The 21,184-nt window shown below is 65.4% G+C and carries 19 protein-coding genes, 1 tRNA gene and 1 pseudogene; 16 read left to right on the forward strand and 5 right to left on the reverse strand.

What is annotated here, in order from left to right; translation table 11 throughout:
- Positions 1–101: 101 nt before the first annotated feature.
- Positions 102–2,309 carry a UvrD-helicase domain-containing protein gene (locus tag EV678_RS09675; protein ID WP_130459384.1) on the reverse strand — a complete coding sequence of 736 codons (2,208 nt, stop codon included), beginning with the start codon at positions 2,307–2,309 and terminating at the stop codon, positions 102–104.
- A 250-nt stretch (positions 2,310–2,559) separates the two neighbouring features.
- Between EV678_RS09675 and EV678_RS09680 the strand changes: the two genes are divergently transcribed.
- A complete protein-coding gene (locus EV678_RS09680; RefSeq protein WP_014236327.1) occupies positions 2,560–2,919 on the forward strand; it encodes a hypothetical protein in 360 nt (119 codons plus the stop codon).
- A 103-nt stretch (positions 2,920–3,022) separates the two neighbouring features.
- Here the strand turns inward: EV678_RS09680 and EV678_RS09685 are convergent, their stop codons facing one another.
- The gene (locus tag EV678_RS09685) at positions 3,023–3,916 is read right to left on the reverse strand and encodes an SPOR domain-containing protein (RefSeq protein WP_165397496.1); all 894 of its coding nucleotides are present in this window, start codon (positions 3,914–3,916) and stop codon (positions 3,023–3,025) included.
- 143 nt (positions 3,917–4,059) lie between these two features.
- Here EV678_RS09685 and leuS point away from each other — a divergent pair, with 143 nt between their 5' ends.
- The 3 genes from leuS to holA are packed head-to-tail and all read left to right on the forward strand — an operon-like array spanning position 4,060 to position 8,192.
- Entirely contained in the window at positions 4,060–6,669 is a 2,610-nt protein-coding gene (gene leuS / locus EV678_RS09690; RefSeq protein WP_130459386.1) for a leucine--tRNA ligase, read from the forward strand.
- A 10-nt stretch (positions 6,670–6,679) separates the two neighbouring features.
- Entirely contained in the window at positions 6,680–7,186 is a 507-nt protein-coding gene (locus EV678_RS09695) for an LPS-assembly lipoprotein LptE (RefSeq protein ID WP_014236324.1), read from the forward strand.
- Between the two features lie 4 nt (positions 7,187–7,190).
- Positions 7,191–8,192 carry a DNA polymerase III subunit delta gene (holA, locus tag EV678_RS09700; protein WP_130459387.1) on the forward strand — a complete coding sequence of 334 codons (1,002 nt, stop codon included), beginning with the start codon at positions 7,191–7,193 and terminating at the stop codon, positions 8,190–8,192.
- Between the two features lie 45 nt (positions 8,193–8,237).
- Here holA and EV678_RS09705 read toward each other — a convergent pair whose 3' ends face one another.
- Positions 8,238–8,510 carry a hypothetical protein gene (locus EV678_RS09705; protein ID WP_014236322.1) on the reverse strand — a complete coding sequence of 91 codons (273 nt, stop codon included), beginning with the start codon at positions 8,508–8,510 and terminating at the stop codon, positions 8,238–8,240.
- Positions 8,511–8,673: 163 nt separating this feature from the next.
- Here EV678_RS09705 and EV678_RS09710 point away from each other — a divergent pair, with 163 nt between their 5' ends.
- The 5 genes from EV678_RS09710 (at position 8,674) to ybaK (ending at position 12,691) form a co-directional block, all read left to right on the forward strand.
- Positions 8,674–9,930, forward strand: a complete 1,257-nt coding sequence (locus tag EV678_RS09710; protein WP_130459388.1) for a glutamate-5-semialdehyde dehydrogenase — start codon at positions 8,674–8,676, stop codon at positions 9,928–9,930.
- 128 nt (positions 9,931–10,058) lie between these two features.
- The gene (locus EV678_RS09715) at positions 10,059–10,640 is read left to right on the forward strand and encodes a chalcone isomerase family protein (RefSeq protein WP_130459389.1); all 582 of its coding nucleotides are present in this window, start codon (positions 10,059–10,061) and stop codon (positions 10,638–10,640) included.
- Between the two features lie 56 nt (positions 10,641–10,696).
- The gene (locus tag EV678_RS09720) at positions 10,697–11,185 is read left to right on the forward strand and encodes a methylated-DNA--[protein]-cysteine S-methyltransferase (protein ID WP_130459390.1); all 489 of its coding nucleotides are present in this window, start codon (positions 10,697–10,699) and stop codon (positions 11,183–11,185) included.
- Positions 11,186–11,196: 11 nt separating this feature from the next.
- A complete protein-coding gene (gene xerD, locus EV678_RS09725; RefSeq protein ID WP_130459391.1) occupies positions 11,197–12,120 on the forward strand; it encodes a site-specific tyrosine recombinase XerD in 924 nt (307 codons plus the stop codon).
- A 64-nt stretch (positions 12,121–12,184) separates the two neighbouring features.
- Entirely contained in the window at positions 12,185–12,691 is a 507-nt protein-coding gene (ybaK, locus tag EV678_RS09730; protein ID WP_130459392.1) for a Cys-tRNA(Pro) deacylase, read from the forward strand.
- A gap of 15 nt (positions 12,692–12,706) precedes the next feature.
- On the opposite strand, the gene EV678_RS09735 is transcribed toward ybaK, so the two are convergent.
- A complete protein-coding gene (locus EV678_RS09735) occupies positions 12,707–13,060 on the reverse strand; it encodes a dihydroneopterin aldolase (RefSeq protein ID WP_014236316.1) in 354 nt (117 codons plus the stop codon).
- Between the two features lie 84 nt (positions 13,061–13,144).
- Between EV678_RS09735 and plsY the strand changes: the two genes are divergently transcribed.
- A complete protein-coding gene (plsY, locus tag EV678_RS09740; protein ID WP_130459393.1) occupies positions 13,145–13,774 on the forward strand; it encodes a glycerol-3-phosphate 1-O-acyltransferase PlsY in 630 nt (209 codons plus the stop codon).
- 40 nt (positions 13,775–13,814) lie between these two features.
- Here the strand turns inward: plsY and tsaD are convergent, their stop codons facing one another.
- On the reverse strand, positions 13,815–14,843 hold the full coding sequence (gene tsaD / locus EV678_RS09745) for a tRNA (adenosine(37)-N6)-threonylcarbamoyltransferase complex transferase subunit TsaD (RefSeq protein WP_130459918.1): 1,029 nt from the start codon (positions 14,841–14,843) through the stop codon (positions 13,815–13,817).
- A 113-nt stretch (positions 14,844–14,956) separates the two neighbouring features.
- Here tsaD and rpsU point away from each other — a divergent pair, with 113 nt between their 5' ends.
- From rpsU to EV678_RS16080, 6 genes and pseudogenes are all read left to right on the forward strand, one after another.
- Complete coding sequence (gene rpsU, locus EV678_RS09750; RefSeq protein WP_014236313.1) at positions 14,957–15,169, forward strand: 30S ribosomal protein S21; 213 nt, start codon at positions 14,957–14,959, stop codon at positions 15,167–15,169.
- A 93-nt stretch (positions 15,170–15,262) separates the two neighbouring features.
- Positions 15,263–15,709 (forward strand): GatB/YqeY domain-containing protein, encoded by a 447-nt coding sequence (locus EV678_RS09755; protein ID WP_130459394.1) that lies wholly within the window; start codon positions 15,263–15,265, stop codon positions 15,707–15,709.
- 40 nt (positions 15,710–15,749) lie between these two features.
- Positions 15,750–17,504 carry a DNA primase gene (dnaG, locus tag EV678_RS09760; protein ID WP_130459395.1) on the forward strand — a complete coding sequence of 585 codons (1,755 nt, stop codon included), beginning with the start codon at positions 15,750–15,752 and terminating at the stop codon, positions 17,502–17,504.
- Between the two features lie 80 nt (positions 17,505–17,584).
- Positions 17,585–19,555: an RNA polymerase sigma factor RpoD gene (gene rpoD / locus EV678_RS09765; protein ID WP_014236310.1), complete on the forward strand. Its 1,971-nt coding sequence runs from the start codon at positions 17,585–17,587 to the stop codon at positions 19,553–19,555.
- 17 nt (positions 19,556–19,572) lie between these two features.
- Positions 19,573–19,649 (forward strand) — tRNA-Ile (locus tag EV678_RS09770).
- A gap of 134 nt (positions 19,650–19,783) precedes the next feature.
- Positions 19,784–21,184: pseudogene (locus EV678_RS16080) on the forward strand (hypothetical protein); the annotation flags it as partial.

Here is a 21,184-nt window from a genome sequence, read left to right on the forward strand (position 1 = left end):
GGCATGGTCATGCCTGGAACGTCCGTCCCTATTGCCCCTCGGGGTACATTGCCGCAAAAGCGGCGTCCCATCTGCCCGGCAGGCCGGGCGTCAAACCCATCCTAGAGCGGCGTCAGCTTGGCGAATTCCAGGGCCAGCCACTTCATGCCGGCAGCGCCGAAATTGACCTGGACCCGGGCATCGGCGCCCCGGCCCTCGGTGGCGACGATGACCCCCTGGCCGAACTTGGCGTGGCTGACGTTTTGCCCCACCCGCAGCCCGGCGGGAGCGGCGCTTTCGTAGGCCGTCACCGGTGCCGCCGCCCGGGGGCTACGGCTGTAGCTGTTGTCGTAGGCCGGGGTGCTGCGGGCATTGACCCGCAGCAGCAGTTCCTGGGGCAGTTCGTCGAGGAAGGCGGAGGGCACGCAGTAGCGGGTCTGGCCGTGCAGCATGCGGGTCTGGGCGTGGGACATGTAGAGCCGCTGGCGGGCCCGGGTGATGGCTACGTACATGAGGCGGCGCTCTTCCTCCTCGCCGGACTTTTCCATGACGGAGTTTTCGTGGGGGAAGAGGCCCTGCTCCAAGCCGGAGATGAAGACCACGTCGAACTCCAAGCCCTTGGCCGCATGCACCGTCATCAGCTGCACCGCCTCCTGGCCGTCGCCGGCCTGGTGGTCGCCGGCCTCCAGGCTGGCGTGGGCGAGGAAGGAGGCCAGGGGCGACGGCAAGGGCGCATCGGGGGTGGCCGGATCGGGCACCGGCATGGCCCCCTCTTCGGCGATGAAGCTGGCGGCGGCGTTGATCAGTTCGTCCAGGTTCTCCAGCCGCTCCTGGCCTTCCTTCTCGCCCAGGTAGTGCTGGCGCAGGCCGCTGCGTTCGATGATGTGTTCCACCACTTCGGGCAGGGGCAGGTTTTCCGTCTCCCGCCGCAGCTCCTCGATGAGGCGGATGAAGGCGCCGACGGCGGCCCCGGCCTTGCCGGTGAGGCTGGCGGCGGCGTTGTAGAGGGGCGAGTTGGAACGGTGAGCCGCTTCCTGGAGGTTTTCCAGGCTGCGGGCGCCGATGCCCCGGGTGGGGAAATTCACCACCCGCAGGAAGGCGGTGTCGTCGTCCGGATTGGCCAGGAGGCGCAGGTAGGCCAGGGCGTGCTTGATTTCCTGGCGCTCGAAGAAGCGCAGGCCGCCGTACACCTTGTAGGCCACGCCCTTGGTGAACAGCTCATGCTCCAGCACCCGGGACTGGGCGTTGGAGCGGTAGAGGAAGGCGATCTGGTCCCGGGAGACACCCTCCCGGATCAGCTCCCGGGCCTCGTCCACGATCCAGCGGGCCTCGTCCAGGTCGGAGAAGCCCTCGAACACCCGGATCGGCTCGCCGGCCCCCTGGTCGGTCCACAGATTCTTGCCCAGACGGCCCTGGTTGTTCTTGATGAGGGCGTTGGCCGCATCCAGGATGTTGCCGTGGGAACGGTAGTTCTGCTCCAGGCGGATGACGTTCTGCACCCCGAACTCCCGCTCGAAGTCCCGCATATTGCCCACCTCGGCGCCGCGGAAGGCATAGATGGACTGGTCGTCGTCGCCCACGGCGAACACCGCCGCCCCCTGGGGCGCGCCGGCAGTGCCGTCGTGGCCGGCCAGGAGCTTCAACCAGGCGTACTGCAGGCGGTTGGTGTCCTGGAACTCGTCCACCAGGATGTGGCGGAAGCGCTCCTGGTAATGGCGGCGCAGGGGTTCGTTGCGCGACAGCAGCTCGTAGGTGCGCAGCAGCAGTTCGGCAAAATCCACCACCCCTTCGCGCTGGCACTGGCCCTCGTACTCGGCCCACAGTTCCACCCGGCGGCGGGTGTAGTCGTCCCACACCTCGGCCTGGGCCGGGCGCAGGCCCTGGTCCTTGTGGGCGTTGATGAAGTGCATCAGCTCCCGGGGCGGGAACTTCTCGTCGTCCACGTTGAGGTTCTTCAGGAGACGCTTGATGGCGGAGAGCTGGTCGGCGGAATCGAGGATCTGGAACAGGGAGGGCAGCCCGGCCTCCTTGTGGTGGGCCCGCAGCAAGCGGTTGCACAGGCCGTGGAAGGTGCCGATCCACATGCCCCGGGTGTTGATGGGCAGCATGGCGGAGAGGCGGGCCAGCATTTCCTTGGCCGCCTTGTTGGTGAAGGTCACCGCCAGCACCGCGTGGGGCCCCATCTGGCCGGTGGAAATGAGCCAGGCGATGCGGGTGGTGAGCACCCGGGTCTTGCCCGATCCGGCGCCGGCCAGGATCAGGGCATGCTGGGGCGGCAGGGTCACGGCCTGGAGTTGTTCTGGATTGAGATTGGCAAGCAGGTCGGACATGGGGACGGGAAGCCGCGGGCAGGGGCGCGGACGCAGGTTAAGGTCAGGCCGGGATTATAGCCCCGCCGGGGCCGGGGAACTTTTTGGTGCGCCGCACCATCCAATCTTCCGGATGCTACGGGTAAACCACAAATGATCGCCGGAACATCTGAGATATAATCGATATTGCAATGCAACATAAAACAGTCACCAAGCCCACAAGGCCGCGGACGGACTGCATTGGTTACCGCCAAGTTTGAAAGGAAACAGCATGAACAACCCGAAGATTCTGCCCTGGATCGCCCGCAAAGCCGGCATCACCGAAACCATGGCCACCAAGCTGTGGCAACGCGCCGTCGAGGAAGCGAAGACCGCCTGTGGCTGCACCGAGGGTTCCGAGTTTCACCGCCACAGCATCGAGCGCTTTCTCGATCTGGTGGAAGCCCGCGCCGGCGGCACCGTGCGCCAGCCCTACAGCAACAGCACCGCCCAGGTCAGCTGGATCTGGCGCCACCAGGGCCGCATGGCCATGTTCGGCCTGATGGCTGCGGAAAACGCCGCCAAGTTCTGGCAGGACACCTGGAAGAACGTGTTCACCCCCGACCTGCACAAGCGCAAGGTCGGCTGTTGAGCCCAGGCGGCCGCCCAGGCCGCCTGATCGGACCACCCGGGGCCAAGCCGCCCCGGCGGCTCCTTAGCCCCTAGATTTCCCCTCGCCTGCTCGATTCCCGCCTTCAGCGGGAGACGGCCCCGGGCGCCACGCCCAGCTCCGCCGTCAGACGTCCGGCCATCTGCCGCGCCTCTTCCCGGCCGGCGAAGCCCCCCACCCGCAGCACATAGACGTAGCCCTCCTCCCCGGCCCCATCGTGACGCGGACGAATCCGCGCCGGATAGCCGGCCTCCCGCAGCTGGTCGTACAACGCCAGGGCCTCGGCCTGGGTCGCCACCGGCGGCAGGTTGACGCCCCAGGCGCCGCCACGGCGCAGGACGCCGGCCCCGGCCTGGATTTCAGTTTCCGCCGCCCACTTCTCCACCTGCGCCGCCTCGACGCTGGCCACCGCCCCGGGTGCCTGGTCGCGCAGGGCGCTGGCGAAGGCCAGAGGCTCGCTCAAGGCCATGGGTTCGCCCAGGGGATGGGTGACCACGATATGGCCCTCGAGCAGGCAGATCAGGTCCTTGTCCTCGGCGGACTTGCCCCACAGGTCGGTGCCGCGGATGCCAGCGGTCAGGGTGGCGGCGCGGACGTTGATGGCCCGCCCCGTCAGGCGCTGGGGAAAGAGGCCGGTGGTGAAGCGGAAGGCGCCCCGCAGCACGTCCAAGGCCGCCGTATAGACGCCCCCCGGGCGCTGGCCGATGGCGTTGAGATGGAGCTGGGCATTTTCCCCCAACTTGACGCCGCTGCCTTCGGGCAGCTGGATCAGCACCCGGGAGCCGCTGCCGGTGACGATCCTGTCCCGGTTGGCGAGGGCCTGGCCCGGCACCAGGGGCCGGCGCTCGCCGCTGCGCTCCAGCCAGGCCGGCGCCTGCACGGCCTCCACCACCGCCTGCCGGGAGGCCGGTCCGGCCACGGCAGGGGCGGCGGCCCACAGCGTCAGGGTTGAAAGCAGCAGGGGGCGCAACAATCCCATGTTCATCTCTCCGCAGTGGCCTGGAGCGGCCCGTTCATCATCAGGAAACCGCCCGGGCGGCGGCAAAGAGCCGATTTTGCCCAATGGAGCAGGAGCGGACCGGTTATAATTTCACGCTTTGCAACGAATTTCTGGCCGCCCAAATGCAGGAAAAATACCAACCCGCGGAAGTCGAACTCGCCGCCCAGCAACACTGGGTCAAGACCCAGGCCGCCCGTGCCGTCGAAGACACCACCAAGCCCAAGTACTACTGTCTTTCCATGTTCCCCTATCCGTCGGGGAAGCTGCATATGGGGCACGTGCGCAACTATACCATCGGCGATGTGCTGACCCGTTTCCACAAGATGCAGGGCTACAACGTGCTGCAGCCCATGGGTTGGGACGCCTTCGGCATGCCGGCGGAAAACGCCGCCATCCAGAACAAGGTGCCGCCCGCCAAGTGGACCTACGCCAACATCGACTACATGCGCAGCCAGCTGCAGCGCCTGGGTTTCGCCATCGACTGGGAGCGCGAGTTCGCCACCTGCACTCCCGAGTACTACCGCTGGGAACAGTGGCTGTTCACCCGCCTGTATGAAAAGGGCCTGATCTACAAGAAGCTGGGCACCGTGAACTGGGACCCGGTGGACCACACCGTACTGGCCAACGAGCAGGTCATCGACGGCCGCGGCTGGCGCTCCGGCGCCCTGGTGGAAAAGCGCGAGATCCCCATGTACTACATGAAGATCACCGCCTACGCCGAGGAACTGCTGGCCGACCTGGACCAGCTGCCGGGCTGGCCCGAGCAGGTGCGCCTGATGCAGAAGAACTGGATCGGCAAGAGCACCGGCGTGCGCTTCGCCTTCCCCCTGGCCGACAACAATGACGAAAAGCTGTGGGTGTTCACCACCCGGGCCGACACCATCATGGGCGTCACCTTCGTCGCCGTGGCCGCCGAACACCCCCTGGCCACCCGCGCCGCCGCGAACAACCCGGCACTGGCCGCCTTCATCGAGGAATGCAAGAAGGGCGGCGTGGCCGAGGCCGACATCGCCACCATGGAAAAGAAGGGCATGCCCACGGGCATCTTCGTCCAGCACCCCCTCACCGGCGAGCAGGTGGAAGTGTGGGTCGGCAACTACGTGCTGATGGGCTACGGCGAAGGCGCCGTGATGGCCGTGCCCGCCCACGACGAGCGGGACTTTGCCTTTGCCAAGAAGTACAACCTGGCCATCAAGCAGGTCATCGCCGCCGAAGGCGAGACCTTCAGCCTGGACGGCTGGCAGGAATGGTACGGCGACAAGAGCCGCGGCACCTGCGTCAATTCAGGCAAGTACGACGGCCTGGCCTACGAGGCCGCCGTGGACGCCATCGCCGCCGACCTGGCCGCCAAGGGCCTGGGCGAGAAGAAGGTGCAGTTCCGCCTGCGCGACTGGGGCATTTCCCGCCAGCGCTACTGGGGCTGCCCGATCCCGGTGATCCATTGCGAGTCCTGCGGCGACGTGCCGGTGCCTGACGACCAGCTGCCCGTGGTGCTGCCGGAGAACGTGGAAATCACCGGCGCCGGTTCGCCCCTGGCCAAGATGCCCGAGTTCTACGAGTGCACCTGCCCCAAGTGCGGCAAGCCGGCCCGTCGCGAAACCGACACCATGGACACCTTCGTCGAGTCCTCCTGGTACTTCCTGCGCTACGCCTGCCCGGACAACACCCAGGCCATGGTGGACGAGCGCGTGGCCTACTGGTGCAAGGGCGGCATCGACCAGTACATCGGCGGCATCGAGCACGCCATCCTGCACCTGCTCTACTCCCGCTTCTTCACCAAGCTGATGCGCGACGTGGGCCTCTTCGGCGAACAGAAGCTGGACGAGCCCTTCGCCAACCTGCTGACCCAGGGCATGGTGGTGGCCCCCACCTTCTATCGAGACGCCGAAGGCGGCAAGAAGGAGTGGATCAACCCGGCCGACGTGGATGTGACCACCGACGAGCGCGGCCGCCCCACCGGCGCCACCCTCAAGGCCGACGGCCAGCCGGTGGTCATCGGCGGCACCGAGAAGATGTCCAAGTCCAAGAACAACGGCGTGGACCCCCAATCCCTGATGGACGAGTACGGCGCCGACACGGCCCGCCTGTTCATGATGTTCGCCGCCCCGCCCGACCAGTCCCTGGAATGGTCCGACGCCGGTGTCGAGGGCGCCTTCCGCTTCCTGAAGCGCCTGTGGAAGCTGACCCACGACCACGTGGCCGCCGGCATCGTCCCCGCCTACAGCGGCGGCGAGCTGGAGGGCAATCTCAAGGACTTCCGCCGCCAGCTGCACCAGACCATCGGCAAGGTCACCGACGACTACGGCCGGCGCAAGCAGTTCAACACCGCCATCGCCGCCGTCATGGAACTGCTCAACGCCTTCGCCAAGCTGCCGGACAGCCCGGAAGCCCGCAGCGTCAAGCAGGAAGCCCTGGAAGCGGCCGTGCTGATGCTCTTCCCCATCGTGCCCCACGCTTGCCAGGCCCTCTATGCCGAACTCAAGCCCGGTGCCGATGCCGGCCAGGCCGCCTTCCCCAAGGCCGATGCCGCCGCCCTGGTGCAGAGCGAAATCGAGCTGATGCTGCAGGTGAACGGCAAGCTGCGCGGCAGCATCAAGGTGCCGGCCGATGCGGCCAAGGACGCCATCGAAGCGGCCGCCCTGGCCTCCGAGACGGTGCAGAAGCACCTGGACGGCCAGGCCCCGAAGAAGGTGGTGGTGGTGCCCGGCCGTCTGGTCAATATCGTGGTTTAAGGAGTCGTCTGTGCGCGCCCGTCTGCTCGTTTCCCTTGTCCTGCTCGTAACGCTGGCCGGCTGCGGCTTCCAGCTGCGGGGCGCCCAGACCATGCCCTTTCCGACCCTGTACGTGTCCATGGCGGAGAATTCGGAAATCACCGCCAACCTGAAACGATACATCCGGGCCAACAAGTCCACCGAACTGGTGGACAACCGGGAAGATGCGGCGGCCACCCTGGTCCAGTTCCCGGAACGCCGGGAACGGATTGCCCTGTCCTACAACTCCGCCGGCCGGGTGCGGGAACTGCAACTGCAGTACCGGGCCAACTTCCGCCTGGAAGACGCCAAGGGCAAGGCTCTCTCCGCGCCCATGGAAATCTACCTGACCCGGGACATCACCTACGACGATGCCCAGGTGCTGTCCAAGGCCCAGGAAGAGGAACTGCTGTGGCAGGACATGCAGCGGGACCTGGTGCAGCAGCTGATCCGGCGCATGGCCAAGGCCAAGCCGCCGGTGGACGAAAACGAGGACTGACGCCGTGGCCCAGCTCCGGGGAGAACAGCTGGCGGCCCACCTGGAACGCCCCCTGGGGCCGCTCTACGTGGTGTATGGGGACGAGCCCCTGCTGGTGATCGAAGCCGGCGATGCCATCCGCGCCGCCGCCCGGCGCCAGGGCTACAGCGAGCGGGAAGTGCTGGTGGCCGGCCAGGGCTTCAACTGGACCCAGCTGGCCATGGCCGGCGGCAACCTTTCCCTCTTCGGCGACCGCAAGCTGATCGACCTGCGCATCCCCACCGGCAAGCCCGGGCGGGACGGCGGCCAGGCCCTGCAGGAACATTGCCAGCGCCTTTCCAGCGATGCCATGACCCTGGTCACCCTGCCCGAACTGACCTGGCAGGACGAAAAAGCCTCCTGGTTCCAGACCCTGGCCGAAGCCGGCACCGTGCTCAAGCTGCAGGCCCCCAACCTCGGCGAACTGCCCCAGTGGATCGCCGGCCGCCTGCAGCGCCAGGAACAGAGCGCCGAGACGGAAGCCCTGCGCTTCATCGCCGAGCGGGTGGAAGGCAATCTGCTGGCGGCCCACCAGGAAATCCAGAAACTGGGACTGCTGTTCCCCAAAGGCAAGCTGAGCCTGGAACAGGTGCGGGAGGCGGTGCTCAATGTGGCCCGCTACGACATCGACGGCCTGCGGGAAGCCCTGCTGCAGGGCGACCTGGCCCGCCTGACGCGGACCCTGGACGGCCTGCGCCAGGAGGGCGAAGCGCCGCCCCTGGTGTTGTGGGCGGTGACGGAGGAAGTGCGGGCCCTGGCGGCCCTGAAGGAAGGACTCAACGCCGGCCGGCCGGCGGACCAGCTGTTCAAGGAACAGCGCATCTGGGGGCCGCGCCAGGCCCTGGTCAAGCGCGCCCTGGGGCGGCTCGACGCGCCGCGTCTGCGGGCGGCCCTGGCCCAGACGGCCCATATCGACCGCTGCATCAAGGGCCTGGGCGGCGGCGATGTGTGGGATGAATTCCTGCGCCTGGGCCTGAGCCTGCGCTAGGCCGGATGCCCGGACGGGCACCGGTCGATCGGGGGTGCGACGGCCTTAAGCGGCCTTTTCATCGGAAGGCGGCACGTCCGGCAGGATGGCCGGCACCTCTTCCGGTTCATCGGGCACCAGATGCTCCCACTCGCAATCCGTATCTCCGGACTTGTGGCGCAATGCGGGCAGGGACGATTCGCGCACCAGGCACTCGCCCTGGCAACACTCTTCCACCACCACCACACCCACCTCGGCATCTACCTTGCGTTCCCCGTCCCAATAGCTGCAGGTGGCACACACTTGCACTTCGGTGGGAACAATCAGCTTGCGACTCATAGGGTCTCCTGCGACGTCAAACGGCCATGTAACGGTTTGTGACACCGCAACGGCGAGAAAGTTTAGCCCAATCCCTTATTTTCAGTAAGGGAATGGCGTTTCGGGGCATTTGAGGCCGCTATAATGGTCCGATTATCTCCTGCCTGACCTGCTGAAGAACACCATGGATATCAAGGATTACATGCAGAACCTGGGCCGCCGTGCCCGGACCGCCTCGCGCCAGATGGCCAAGGCCGACACCAATGCCAAGAACCGGGCCCTGCTGGCCATCGCCGCCGCCATCCGCCGCGACGAAGCCAAGCTCCTGGCCGCCAACGGCGAAGACCTGGCCGCCGCCCGGGCCGCCGGCCTGGAGCCGGCCATGGTGGATCGTCTGACCCTTTCCCCCAAGACCGTCGCCACCATGGCCGAGGGCCTGGAGCAGATCGCCTCCCTGCCGGACCCCATCGGTGAAATGACCGACCTGCGCTTCCGCCCCTCCGGCATCCAGGTGGGCCACATGCGGGTGCCTCTCGGCGTCATCGGCATCATCTACGAAGCCCGCCCCAACGTGACGGTGGATGCGGCAGGCCTGTGCATCAAGTCCGGCAACGCCTCCATCCTGCGCGGCGGTTCCGAGGCCATCCGCTGCAACCAGGCCCTGGCGACTCTGGTGAAGGAAGGGTTGCAGTCCGCCGGCCTACCGGCGGATGCGGTGCAGGTGGTGGAAACCACCGACCGGGCCGCCGTGGGCGAACTCATCACCATGCGCGAATTCGTGGACGTCATCGTGCCCCGCGGCGGCAAGGGCCTCATCGCCCGCCTGCTGGCCGAATCCCGGGTGCCCATGATCCAGCACCTGGACGGCAACTGCCATGTGTACCTGGACGACAGCGCCGATGCGGCCAAGGCCATGGCGGTGGTGGAAAACTCCAAGACCCAGCGCTACGGCACCTGCAACACCGCCGAATCCCTGCTGGTGGCACGCTCCGTCGCCGCCACCCTGCTGCCGCCCATCGCCGCTATGCTCACCGCCAAGGGCGTGGAAATCCGCGGCTGTGCCGAAACCCGGGCTCTGGTGCCCAATGCCAAGGAGGCCACCGAGGCCGACTGGGGCGAGGAGTACCTGGCGCCCATCATCGCCGTGAAGGTGGTGGCCGGGCTGGACGAGGCCATCGAGCACATCAACAAGTACTCCTCCAGCCACACCGAGGCCATCGTCACCGAGAACCACACCCACGCCATGCGCTTTCTGCGGGAAGTGGATTCGGCCTCGGTCATGGTGAACGCCTCCACCCGCTTCGCCGACGGCTTCGAGTACGGCCTCGGCGCCGAGATCGGCATTTCCACGGACAAGATCCACGCCCGGGGCCCGGTGGGCCTGGAAGGCCTGACCAGCCAGAAATGGGTGGTCCTGGGCAATGGCCAGGTGCGCGGCTGAAAGCCGGCCGCACCGCTCCCTGATCCGTCCAAGTTTCACCGCAACACCCATAAAAGAATTGCCCCGGCGACGTGCGGACGGCGCCGGGGCTTCAATAAAGTCCGCAAAAACCAAAGGAGACAGACTGTATGAAGATCAAGCATTTCATGGCGGCCCTCGCCATCCTCAGCCTCACGGCCGGCAGCGCCCAGGCCATGGAAGTGGCCGGGGTCAAGTTCGAGGAGCGGCTCAAGCTGGAGCAGCAGGACCTCAGCCTCAACGGTGCCGGCCTGCGGTCCAAGGTGTTTTTCAAGGTCTACGCCGTGGGCCTCTACCTGCCGGCCAAGGCCGCCGAGGTGGACGGCGTGCTGGCGGCCAAGGGCGCCAAGCGCCTGGCCATCGTGCCCCTCATGGAACTCTCCGCCCAGCAGTTCGTGGACGCCCTATCCGGCGGCATCGCCAAGAACAGCAGCGAGGCCGAGGCTGCCGCCCTGAAGGAACGGGTGCAGACTTTCGAAGGCAACCTGCTGGCCCTGGGCAAGGCGGCCAAGGGCACCCCCATCACCCTGGACTGGATTCCCGAACAGGGCACCCGCCTCACCGTGGCCGGCCAGCCCCAGGGCAAGGTCATTCCCGGGGAGGATTTCTACCAGGCCCTGCTGCGCATCTGGCTGGGTAACAAGCCGGCCCAGGGCGATCTCAAGGACGCCCTGCTCGGCAAGGCGCAGTAAGCATTTCCACAGGGGGTCGGCTGCAAGCCGCCCCCTTTCTCGTTGTACGGGCAGCCATGACCAAGAATGCCGTCCCTGCTGACTTCCAGGCCATCACCAGTGGCCCGTTCTTTTCCCTGGGCATCCGCTGCAACGGGGACGAACTGACCGAAATCCTCTACCTGCCCGGCCGCCTGCAGCAGGCGGCCGGCACGCCCCTGGCCGCCGAGGCGGTGCGCCAGATCCAGGCCTACCTGGCCGACCCGGCCTTCGTTTTCAGCCTGCCTCTGCAACCCTCCGGCACCCGCTTCCAGCGCCGGGTGTGGGACGCCATCGCCGCCATTCCCCGGGGCCAGACGCAAAGCTACGGCGAGGTGGCCAAGCTGCTGCACAGCGGCCCCCGGGCCGTGGGCGGCGCCTGCGGTGCCAATCCCTTCCCCCTGGCGGTGCCCTGCCACCGGGTCGTCGCCGCTGCCGGCCTGGGCGGTTTCGGCCGCAATGGCGGCGACTTCCTGCTGGACATCAAGCGCTGGCTGCTGCAACACGAGGGCTGCCTGCCGGCGTAAACTCCGTGCCCATGACGGATGCCGCCCCGCCGACCCTGGCCTTTTCCACCCAGAGCGAGATCGACGCCTTCTGCGACGCCCTGTGGCTGGAAGACGGCCTCTCCCCCAATTCCCTCGCCGCCTACCGCAGCGACCTGCAACGCTATGCCCTGTGGTTGCAACAGCAGGGCCGCCCGCCCCTGGCCCAGGCCGGCGCCGCCGACCTGGCGGCCTTCCTGGCCGATGTGGCGGCCCGCATGAAATCCAGCTCCCAGGCCCGCTACCTTTCCTCCCTGCGCCGCTTCTACCGGCGCCTGCTGGCCCAGAACCGCATCAGCGCCGACCCCACCCTGCAGACCGCCATGCCGGTCAAGGCCTCGCGCCTGCCCAAGGTGATGAGCGAAGCCCAGGTGGAAGCCCTGCTGGCGGCACCGGAAATCGAAACGCCCCTGGGCCAGCGGGACCGGGCCATGCTGGAAACCCTCTACGCCACCGGCCTGCGGGTCTCGGAACTGGTCAATCTCAAGCTGCATGAAGTGAGCTTCGACATGGGCGTGGCCCGGGTCTTCGGCAAGGGTTCCAAGGAACGCCTGGTGCCCCTCGGCGAGGTGGCCCTGGACTGGCTCAAGAGCTACCTGAACGATGGCCGCAGCGCCTTGCTGGACAACCGTCTCAGCGACTTCCTCTTCGTCACCGCCCGGGGCACGGCCATGACCCGGCAGATGTTCTGGACCCTGGTGAAGAAGTACGCCCTGGTGGCCGGCATGGACCCGGCCCGCCTCTCGCCCCACGTGCTGCGCCACGCCTTCGCCACCCATCTGCTCAACCACGGCGCCGACCTGCGGGTGGTGCAGCTGCTGCTGGGCCACGCCGACATTTCCACCACCCAGATCTACACCCACGTGGCGCGGGAACGGCTGAAGGACCTGCACGCCGTGCACCACCCCAGGGGCTAGGCACGGCGCCGGTCGGCGGGCGTAGAATGAAGCCATCCGCAACAAGACACCCTCGAGGTGCACCATGAGCCGCAATCACGATCTCGACCCCGGCCACGCGCCGGAAACCCCCGCCACCCGCTTCCTGCGCCAGCACCGCATCGCCCACTCCAACCATCTCTACGAATACGAGGAGCATGGCGGCACCAAGGTGTCGGCCCGGGAACTGAATGTGGACGAGCATGCCGTGATCAAGACCCTGATCATGGAAGACGAGCACGCCAAGCCTCTGATCGTGCTGATGCACGGCGACCGCAAGGTATCAACCAAGGAACTGGCGCGGCAGGTGGGCTGCAAGAAGGTGGAACCGTGCAAGCCGGAAGTGGCCAACCGCCACACCGGCTTCCTGGTGGGCGGCACCAGCCCCTTCGGTACCAAGAAGGCCATGCCCATCTACATGGAGAAGAGCATCCTGGACCTGCCCCTGATCTATCTCAACGGCGGCCGTCGCGGCTACCTGGTGGGGGTCCATCCCCACGACGTGGTCAAGGTGCTGCAGCCCAAGATGGTCGAGGCCGCCCTCAAGGACTGAACCCCGGCTGCCGGGTCAGGTGCTGCGTTCGATGATGACGCCGACCCGGCGCACCCCGGGCATCATGCCCAGCTTGGCCACGGAGACGCGTACCCAGGCGCAGCGGAATTCTTCCAGCACCAGGGTGGAAACGTGTTCGGCCAGCTTTTCCAGCAGGCCGAACTGGGTGCTGCCCAGATCCTCCCGCAGCCGTTCCACCACCTTGGCGTAGTCGATGGTGTCCCGGATGTCGTCGCTGGCGCCGGCGCTGGCGGTGGAGGAAACGCCCATCTGCAGGGACATTTCGACGGTCTGGGACACGGCCTGCTCCCGGGGGTAGATGCCGATGCGGGTCTGGACCCGGAAGTCGTCGATGAAAATGATGTCCATGGGGTTTTTCAGCCGCCAGCGGGGCTTGCAGGTAAAATGCAGGCCCGCATTGTACCTCTATCGCCACTTCACCACCCATCGCCCATGACTGCCGCCCAATCCCTGCCCCTGGCCCTGCTGGCCGCCTATCTGCTGGGCTCCGTGCCCTTCGCCGTCATCGTCAGCCGCGGCTTCGGCCTGAAGGACCCCCGCTCCTACGGCTCCGGCAACCCGGGAGCCACCAACGTCCTGCGCAGCGGCAACAAGCTGGCCGCCCTGCTGACCCTCCTCGGCGACGGCGCCAAGGGCGCCGTGGCGGTGCTCCTGGCCCACCACTTCCTTGCCGGCCAGGCCCTGGAACCGGCCATGGAACGCATCTTCCTCGGCGGCGTGGCCCTCTCCGTATTCTTCGGCCACCTCTTCCCCGTCTTCCTCAGGTTCAAGGGCGGCAAGGGCGTCGCCACCGCCGCCGGCGTCCTGCTGGCCCTGGACCCGCTGCTGGGCCTGTCGGTGCTGGGCGTCTGGCTTGTGGTCGCCGCCCTCTCCCGCTATTCCTCCCTGGCTGCCCTCTGCGCCGCCGCCGCCTCGCCCCTGCTGGCCGGCATGATGTGGGGCTTCAACCTGCTGGTGGCAGCCGTGGCCGTCATGGCCATGGCCCTGGTGGGCAAGCACTGGGTCAATATCCAGCGCCTCCTGGCCGGGCAGGAATCGAAAATCGGCAGCAAGAAGAAGTAATGAAAAAGGCACCGCAAGGTGCCTTTTTTTCGGGTGCGGCCTACAGGGTCAGCTCGGAGAGGGGCCAGCGGGGCCGGATGGCGATGGGCCCCGCCGCCTTGGCCTGGGCACCGGCCGCCAGGCGCAGGGCGCCGGCCAGGGCGATCATGGCGCCGTTGTCGGTACAGAACTCCAGTTCCGGGTAATAGACCTGGATGCGCGCCTTCACCGCCTTGGCATTAAGACGCCGGCGCAGCTCCCGGTTGGCGCCGACGCCGCCGGCCACCACCAGCTGCTGCATGCCGGTCTTTTTCACCGCCGCCAGGGCCTTGGTCACCAGCACATCCACGATGGCATCCTGAATGCCGCGGCAGACGTCGGCCCGGGCCTGCTCGTCCAGTTCCTTGCCCCGCACATAGGTCAGCACCGCCGTCTTCAGGCCGGAAAAGGAGAAATCCAGGTCACCCGAATGCAGCATGGGCCGGGGGAAGACCACGGCGCCGGGCTTGCCGCCTTCCGCCAGGCGGGCCAGGGCAGGCCCACCCGGGTAGCCCAGGCCGAGCAGCTTGGCCGTCTTGTCGAAGGCCTCGCCGGCCGCATCGTCCAGGGTTTCCCCCAGCAGTTCGTACTGGCCGACGCCGCTCACCCGCATGATCTGGGTATGGCCGCCGGAAACCAGCAGGGCGACGAAGGGGAAGCGGGGCGGACTGGCGGAGAGCAGGGGCGACAGCAGATGCCCTTCCAGGTGGTGCAGGGGCACGGTGGGCTTGCCCAGGGCCGTAGCCAGACCTTCGGCGAAGGCCGCCCCGACCAGCAGGGCGCCAGCCAGGCCGGGCCCCTGGGTGTAGGCGATGGCATCCACCTGCTCCAGGGTGCGGCCGCAGTCGGCCAGGGCCTGGCGCAGCAGGGGCACGGTGCGCCGGATGTGGTCCCGGGAGGCCAGTTCCGGCACCACGCCGCCGTACTCCCGGTGCATGGCAATCTGGGAATGGAGGGCGTGGCCGAGGAGCGTACCGGTGCCGTCGGAGCCCATTTCATAGAGGGCAACCCCGGTTTCGTCGCAGGAGGATTCGATGCCGAGAACAAGCATGGGCGCCATTCTAACCCATGCCGACGAGAAAATTCTTGTAAACCCCTTGGTAAACCGTTGACGTTTCGTTAGAATTGCCGGCTTTCTCTCACCGTTGTTTGGGACTGAATTCAATGCCTGCTATTCGCGTCAAGGAAAACGAGCCCTTCGAAGTGGCCATCCGCCGCTTCAAGCGCACTGTCGAAAAAACCGGTCTGCTGACCGAACTCCGTGCCCGTGAGTTCTACGAAAAGCCCACCGCCGAGCGCAAGCGCAAGCTGGCCGCCGCGGTCAAGCGTCACCACAAGCGGATCCGCAGCCAGACCCTGCCCCCCAAGATGTTCTAAGCCTCCCAGGCTTTCCTGACGCTGCAAGAGCCGTCCATCAACAGGTGGGCGGCTTTTGGTGTTTATAGGCTGCTGAAAAACAAAAGGACTCCCATGACGCTCAAGGAACGCATTTCCGAGGACATGAAGGCCGCCATGAAGGCCAAGGAAACGGCCCGCCTGGCCGCCATCCGCCTGCTGCTGGCCGCCATCAAGCAGAAGGAAGTGGACGAGCAGGTCACCCTGGACGATGCCGCCATCGCCGCCGTCATCGACAAGATGCTCAAGCAGCGCAAGGACTCCATCGCCCAGTATGAAGCCGCCGGTCGCCAAGACCTGGTGGACGCCGAGAAGGCCGAGGTGGAAGTGCTTTCCGCCTACAAGCCCGCCGGCCTGTCCGAAGCCGAAATCGCCGCCGCCGTGGCCACCGCCGTGGCCGATAGCGGCGCTGCCGGTGCCGCCGATATGGGCAAGGTGATGGCCATCCTCAAGCCCCTGCTGGCCGGCAAGGCCGACATGGCCGAGGTCTCCAAGCTGGTCAAGGCCCGGCTCTCCGCCTGAAATCTCCCGGGCCGGCTGTCGCCGGCCCCGTTTGGCGCCCGTGATCCCCGAATCCTTCCTCCAGGAACTGCTGCACCGGGTCGACATCGTCGACCTCATTGACGGCTACGTACCGCTGAAAAAGGCGGGGGCCAACTACGCCGCCTGCTGCCCCTTCCACAACGAAAAGTCGCCTTCGTTCACCGTCAGCCCGACCAAGCAGTTCTATCACTGCTTCGGCTGCGGCGCCCACGGCACGGCCATCCGCTTTCTCATGGAGTATTCGGGCCTGGGCTTCATCGACGCGGTGAAGGAACTGGCCGGGCGCATGGGCATGGTGGTGCCGGAGGAGGCCGGGCGGGTCCGGCACGAAGGCCCCCGCACCGCCGAGCTGACCGAAGTCATGGGCAAGGCTGCCCAATACTATTTCGAGCAGCTCAAGCATTCGGACAAGGCCAAGGAGTACCTGAAGCGGCGCGGCCTCACCGGCGAGATCGCCCTCAAGTTCCGCATCGGCTACGCCCCGGACGGCTGGCAGAACCTGCAGGCCAGTTTTCCCAACTACGACGCCCCGGAATTGAAGACGGCCGGCCTGGTCATCGAGAACGACCAGGGCCGCCGCTACGACCGTTTCCGCGACCGGGTGATGTTTCCCATCATCAACCAGAAGAACGAGGTCATCGCCTTCGGCGGCCGGGTCATCGACCAGGGCGAGCCCAAGTACCTGAACTCTCCCGAGACCCCCCTCTTCGAGAAGGGCCGGGAACTGTTCGGCCTGCCCCAGGCCCGCCAGGCACTGCGGGAGAAGAACACGGTGATCGTGGTGGAAGGCTACATGGACGTGGTGGCACTGGCCCAGCATGGTGTCGGCAACGCGGTCGCCACCCTGGGCACGGCCACCACCGCCACCCATGTGCAGAAGCTGCTGCGCCAGGTGGACCGCATCGTCTACTGCTTCGACGGCGACGCCGCCGGGCGCAAGGCCGCCTGGCGCGGACTGGAGAACAGCCTGGAATCCCTGGCCGACAACAAGAGCATCGGCTTTGTTTTCCTCCCCCCCGAGCACGACCCGGACAGCTATGTGCGGGAACTGGGCAAGGAAGCCTTCGAGCGCATGATCGACCAGGCCATGCCCCTCTCCGACTTTCTGCTGAAGGAGCTGGCCAGCCATTGCGACCTGACCACCTCGGAAGGCAAGTCCAAGCTGGTTTACGAAGCCAAGCCCCTGATCCAGCGCCTGGCCACTCCCCTGCTGCGCCTGCAGCTGGTGAAGCGCCTGGCCGAGGCCAGCGGCTTTTCCCAGCAGGAAGTGGAGCGCCTGTGCGACCTCAAGCCCGTCGCCCGGGCGGCACCGGCACGGGCGCCGCGGCAGGCCCTCTCCCTGCCCCGCACCTTGCTGCGCCTGGTGCTGCACCGGCCGGACTTCGCCGCACGCCTGCCCCTGCACTGGCTGCCCGCCGACAGCACCGAAACCCGGGCCCTGCGGCGCCTGTGCGAACAGATCAAGCGGGATGCGGACCTGCCCAGCAGCGCCATGTTGTTGGAACGTTTGCGCGGCGGCGATGACGAAGCCATCCTGCAGGGCGCCGCCGCCAGCCTGTTGCAGAGCCCCCAGAGCGAAGAGGAAAGCGAACAGGAATTCGCCGGCGCCCTGGCCCGGCTGGAAATGAACTGGGTCGAGCAGGAATTCCGCCGCTTGCAGCACAAGGCTGCCGGCGGCGGACTCGACAGTGAAGAAAAGCGGGAATTTGTACATTTGCTGCAGGAGCGGGAACGCCTGCGCAAGGCCGGCATTCTGGCCGGGAGCGGTGACTAGAACCCTGGTTCGAGACCAGGGGGAAATGAGCCAAGTTGTGGTAGAATAAGCGGTTTTTCCAGGATTATCGGGACACGGTCATGGCAAAGGAAAAGGCAAAAGAAGTCGCCAAGGAAATTCTCAAGGCTAAATCATCCAAGGCCAAGGAGAAGGCGCTGCTGGAATCCGCCGGGGCAACCCAGGCCGCGACTCCGGTGGACGTGGAGACGCGCAAGACGCGCCTCAAGACACTGATCAAACTCGGCAAGGAACGGGGTTTCCTGACCTATGCCGAAATCAATGACCACCTGCCGGACGACGTCGTAGACGCCGAGCAGATCGAGTCCATCATCACCACCTTCAATGACATGGGCATCCAGGTCTTCGACGAGGCTCCGGCCGCCGAAGATCTGCTCATGTCCGACAACGCCCCGGCTGTCGCCGACGACGAGGAAGTGGAAGAAGAGGCGGAAGCCGCCCTGTCTACCGTGGACTCCGAATTCGGCCGCACCACGGACCCGGTGCGCATGTACATGCGCGAAATGGGTACCGTGGAACTGCTGACCCGGGAAGGCGAAATCGAAATCGCCAAGCGCATCGAAGACGGTCTCAAGCACATGATCCAGGCCATTTCCGCCTGCCCCACCACCATTGCCGAAATTCTGGCCATGGCGGAAAAGGTGGAAAAGGAAGAGATGCGCATCGATGAAGTCATCGACGGCCTGATCGATCCCAATGCAGCCGAGGAGGAACTGGCCGCCGAGGAAGCCGTGGTTGAAGGCGACGACGAGGTCGAGGACGGCGACGACGAGGAAGAAGGGGGCGAAGGCGCCGCCGTTTCCGCCTCCCTGCTGCAGCTCAAGACCGATGCCCTGGAGCGTTTCGCCACCATCAAGACCCTCTACGGCAAGGCCCACAAGGCCCTGGTTTCCAAGGGCTCCCAGGACAAGACCTACCTCAAGCTGCAACAGCAGATTTCCGCCGAGCTGATGAACATCCGTTTCACCTCCAAGGTGATCGAGCGCTTGTGCGACAGCGTGCGCAGCATGGTGGACTCCGTGCGCGAGCGGGAACGCAAGATCCAGGAGCTGTGCGTGCGCAAGGTCGGCATGCCCCGCCCCCACTTCATCAAGTCCTTCCCGGGCAATGAAATCAACCTGGAATGGGTCGAGAAGGAAATTGCCGTGGCCAAGGGCTACGGCCCCATCCTCACCCGCACCGCTCCTAACATCCAGGAAGAACAGCGCAAGCTGCTGGCGCTGCAGGACCACATCGGCATCCCGCTGAAGGACCTGAAGGACATCAACAAGCAGATGTCCACCGGTGAAGCCAAGGCCCGCCGCGCCAAGCGCGAGATGACCGAGGCCAACCTGCGCCTGGTGATCTCCATCGCCAAGAAGTACACCAACCGAGGCCTGCAGTTCCTCGACCTGATCCAGGAAGGCAACATCGGCCTGATGAAGGCGGTGGACAAGTTCGAATACCGCCGTGGCTACAAGTTCTCCACCTATGCCACCTGGTGGATCCGTCAGGCCATCACCCGTTCCATCGCCGACCAGGCCCGCACCATCCGCATTCCGGTGCACATGATCGAGACCATCAACAAGATGAACCGGATTTCCCGCCAGATCCTGCAGGAAACCGGTGCCGAGCCCGATCCCGCCACCCTGGCGATCAAGATGGAAATGCCCGAGGAGAAGATCCGCAAGATCCTGAAGATCTCCAAGGAACCCATCTCCATGGAAACGCCCATCGGTGACGATGACGACTCCCACCTGGGCGACTTCATCGAAGACACCGCCACCACCGCCCCGGTGGATGCGGCGCTCTACTCCGGCCTGCGGGAAGTGACCAAGGAAATTCTGGACACCCTGACCCCCCGGGAAGCCAAGGTGCTGCGCATGCGTTTCGGCATCGAGATGAATACGGACCACACCCTGGAAGAAGTCGGCAAGCAGTTCGACGTCACCCGGGAACGTATCCGCCAGATCGAAGCCAAGGCCCTGCGCAAGCTGCGCCATCCGTCGCGTTCCGACAAGCTGCGCAGCTTCCTGGACAACAACGGCAGCTGAGCCACGACAAGCATCACGGGCCTGTAGCTCAGTTGGTCAGAGCAGAGGACTCATAATCCTTTGGTCCAGGGTTCAAGTCCCTGCGGGCCCACCAATCCATTCCCCAAAGGGCTGCCGACCGGCAGCCCTTTTTTTGTCCCTACCGTCCTGCCCACCAGGATAAACCCATGTCATAATATTGGTCCAATTAGCCAACACTCCTGAATCGAGCAGGAAGGCGCAATACTAATGGCAACGCTTGAACTGAGCTTCCAGAACTCCAATACCCTGGATGCGGGACTGAATACCGCAGACAGCATGTCCGTTTCTTTCTCGGACACTCTGAACCAGATCGACTCCAATTTTCAGGAGTTCGATTACGGCACCCCTTATGTCTGGAGCGCCAGCAACACCAGGATCGATGGCTCGATCAGCACTGGCGGGAATTTCGTCATCACCGGCAGCAATCTGCTCGGTTCGGTGGCGACCATCAATTACCTGTCCTACACGGACAACTACCCCGCTGCCACCCTCCAGTTGTTCGGTTCGGTAACTAGTACAGACAGTTGGACCAACGGGACACTGACCAAGATCACCTACAGCACCAGCAACCTCTCCTTCGAATTGATCGGCACCATCCCAATCAATTCCTATGGCACCGCCAACAGCTTTACCGCCAGCAAGATCAGTTATACCTACACCAGCGGCGGGCATACGGTCACAGAGACCTTCGAAGGCAGTCTTACCTTCAACAACGACTCCATTTCGGGCACCGTCAAATCGGCCTTCTTCTCCATTGACGGTCAATACGTCAAGCTTTCCGGCTTGAACCTTAGCTTTTCCTTTTTCGATACAAATATCTCAGCCGACTACCTCTTCAATACCGTCTTGGCGGGCAACGACACCATCACGGGAACGGTAGCCAACCAATTCTTGTACGGCTATGCCGGTAACGACTCACTAATTTCAGGCGGAGTGGCAACGACTATGAGCGGTGGAACTGGTAACGATACCTATACGGTGGACGACGTTAGCGATGTGGTAACGGAAGCGGAAAACGAAGGAATCGATACAGTCCTCTCCTCAATCAGCTACACGCTGGGCGCCAATGTGGAAAACCTGACCCTGACAGGGACGGCCCATCTGACAGGCACTGGCAACGAACTAAAAAACACCATTATCGGCAACAGCGGTAACAACGCTATCGATGGCGGTGGCGACATTGATATTCTCAAGGGCGGCAAGGGCAACGACACCTATACGGTGGATATCGTCCAAAGCGGCAGTGGCGCCTCTGCAACCGCGGTTCTCCAGGACACCGTCACCGAACTCCTCAACGAAGGCAACGACACCGTCGTCCTCCGTGGCACGGTTTCCGGCCTGACCAACGCAACCACCCTGCTTGTCGGTGCCAATATCGAGAACCTGGACGCCAGCGCCACCGGCTCCACCCTGCTCAACCTCACTGGCTCTGCCGTCGCCAACGTCCTCACAGGCAACGATGCCGACAACACCCTCAACGGTGGCGCCGGGGCCGACACCCTGATCGGTGGCCTCGGCGACGACACCTACGTCATCGACAATGCCGCCGATGCCATCACCGAGCTCTCCGGTGAAGGCACCGACACCGTCCAGGTCGCCATCGCCACC

The organism is Azospira oryzae, from assembly GCF_004217225.1.
GTDB lineage: Bacteria > Pseudomonadota > Gammaproteobacteria > Burkholderiales > Rhodocyclaceae > Azospira > Azospira oryzae.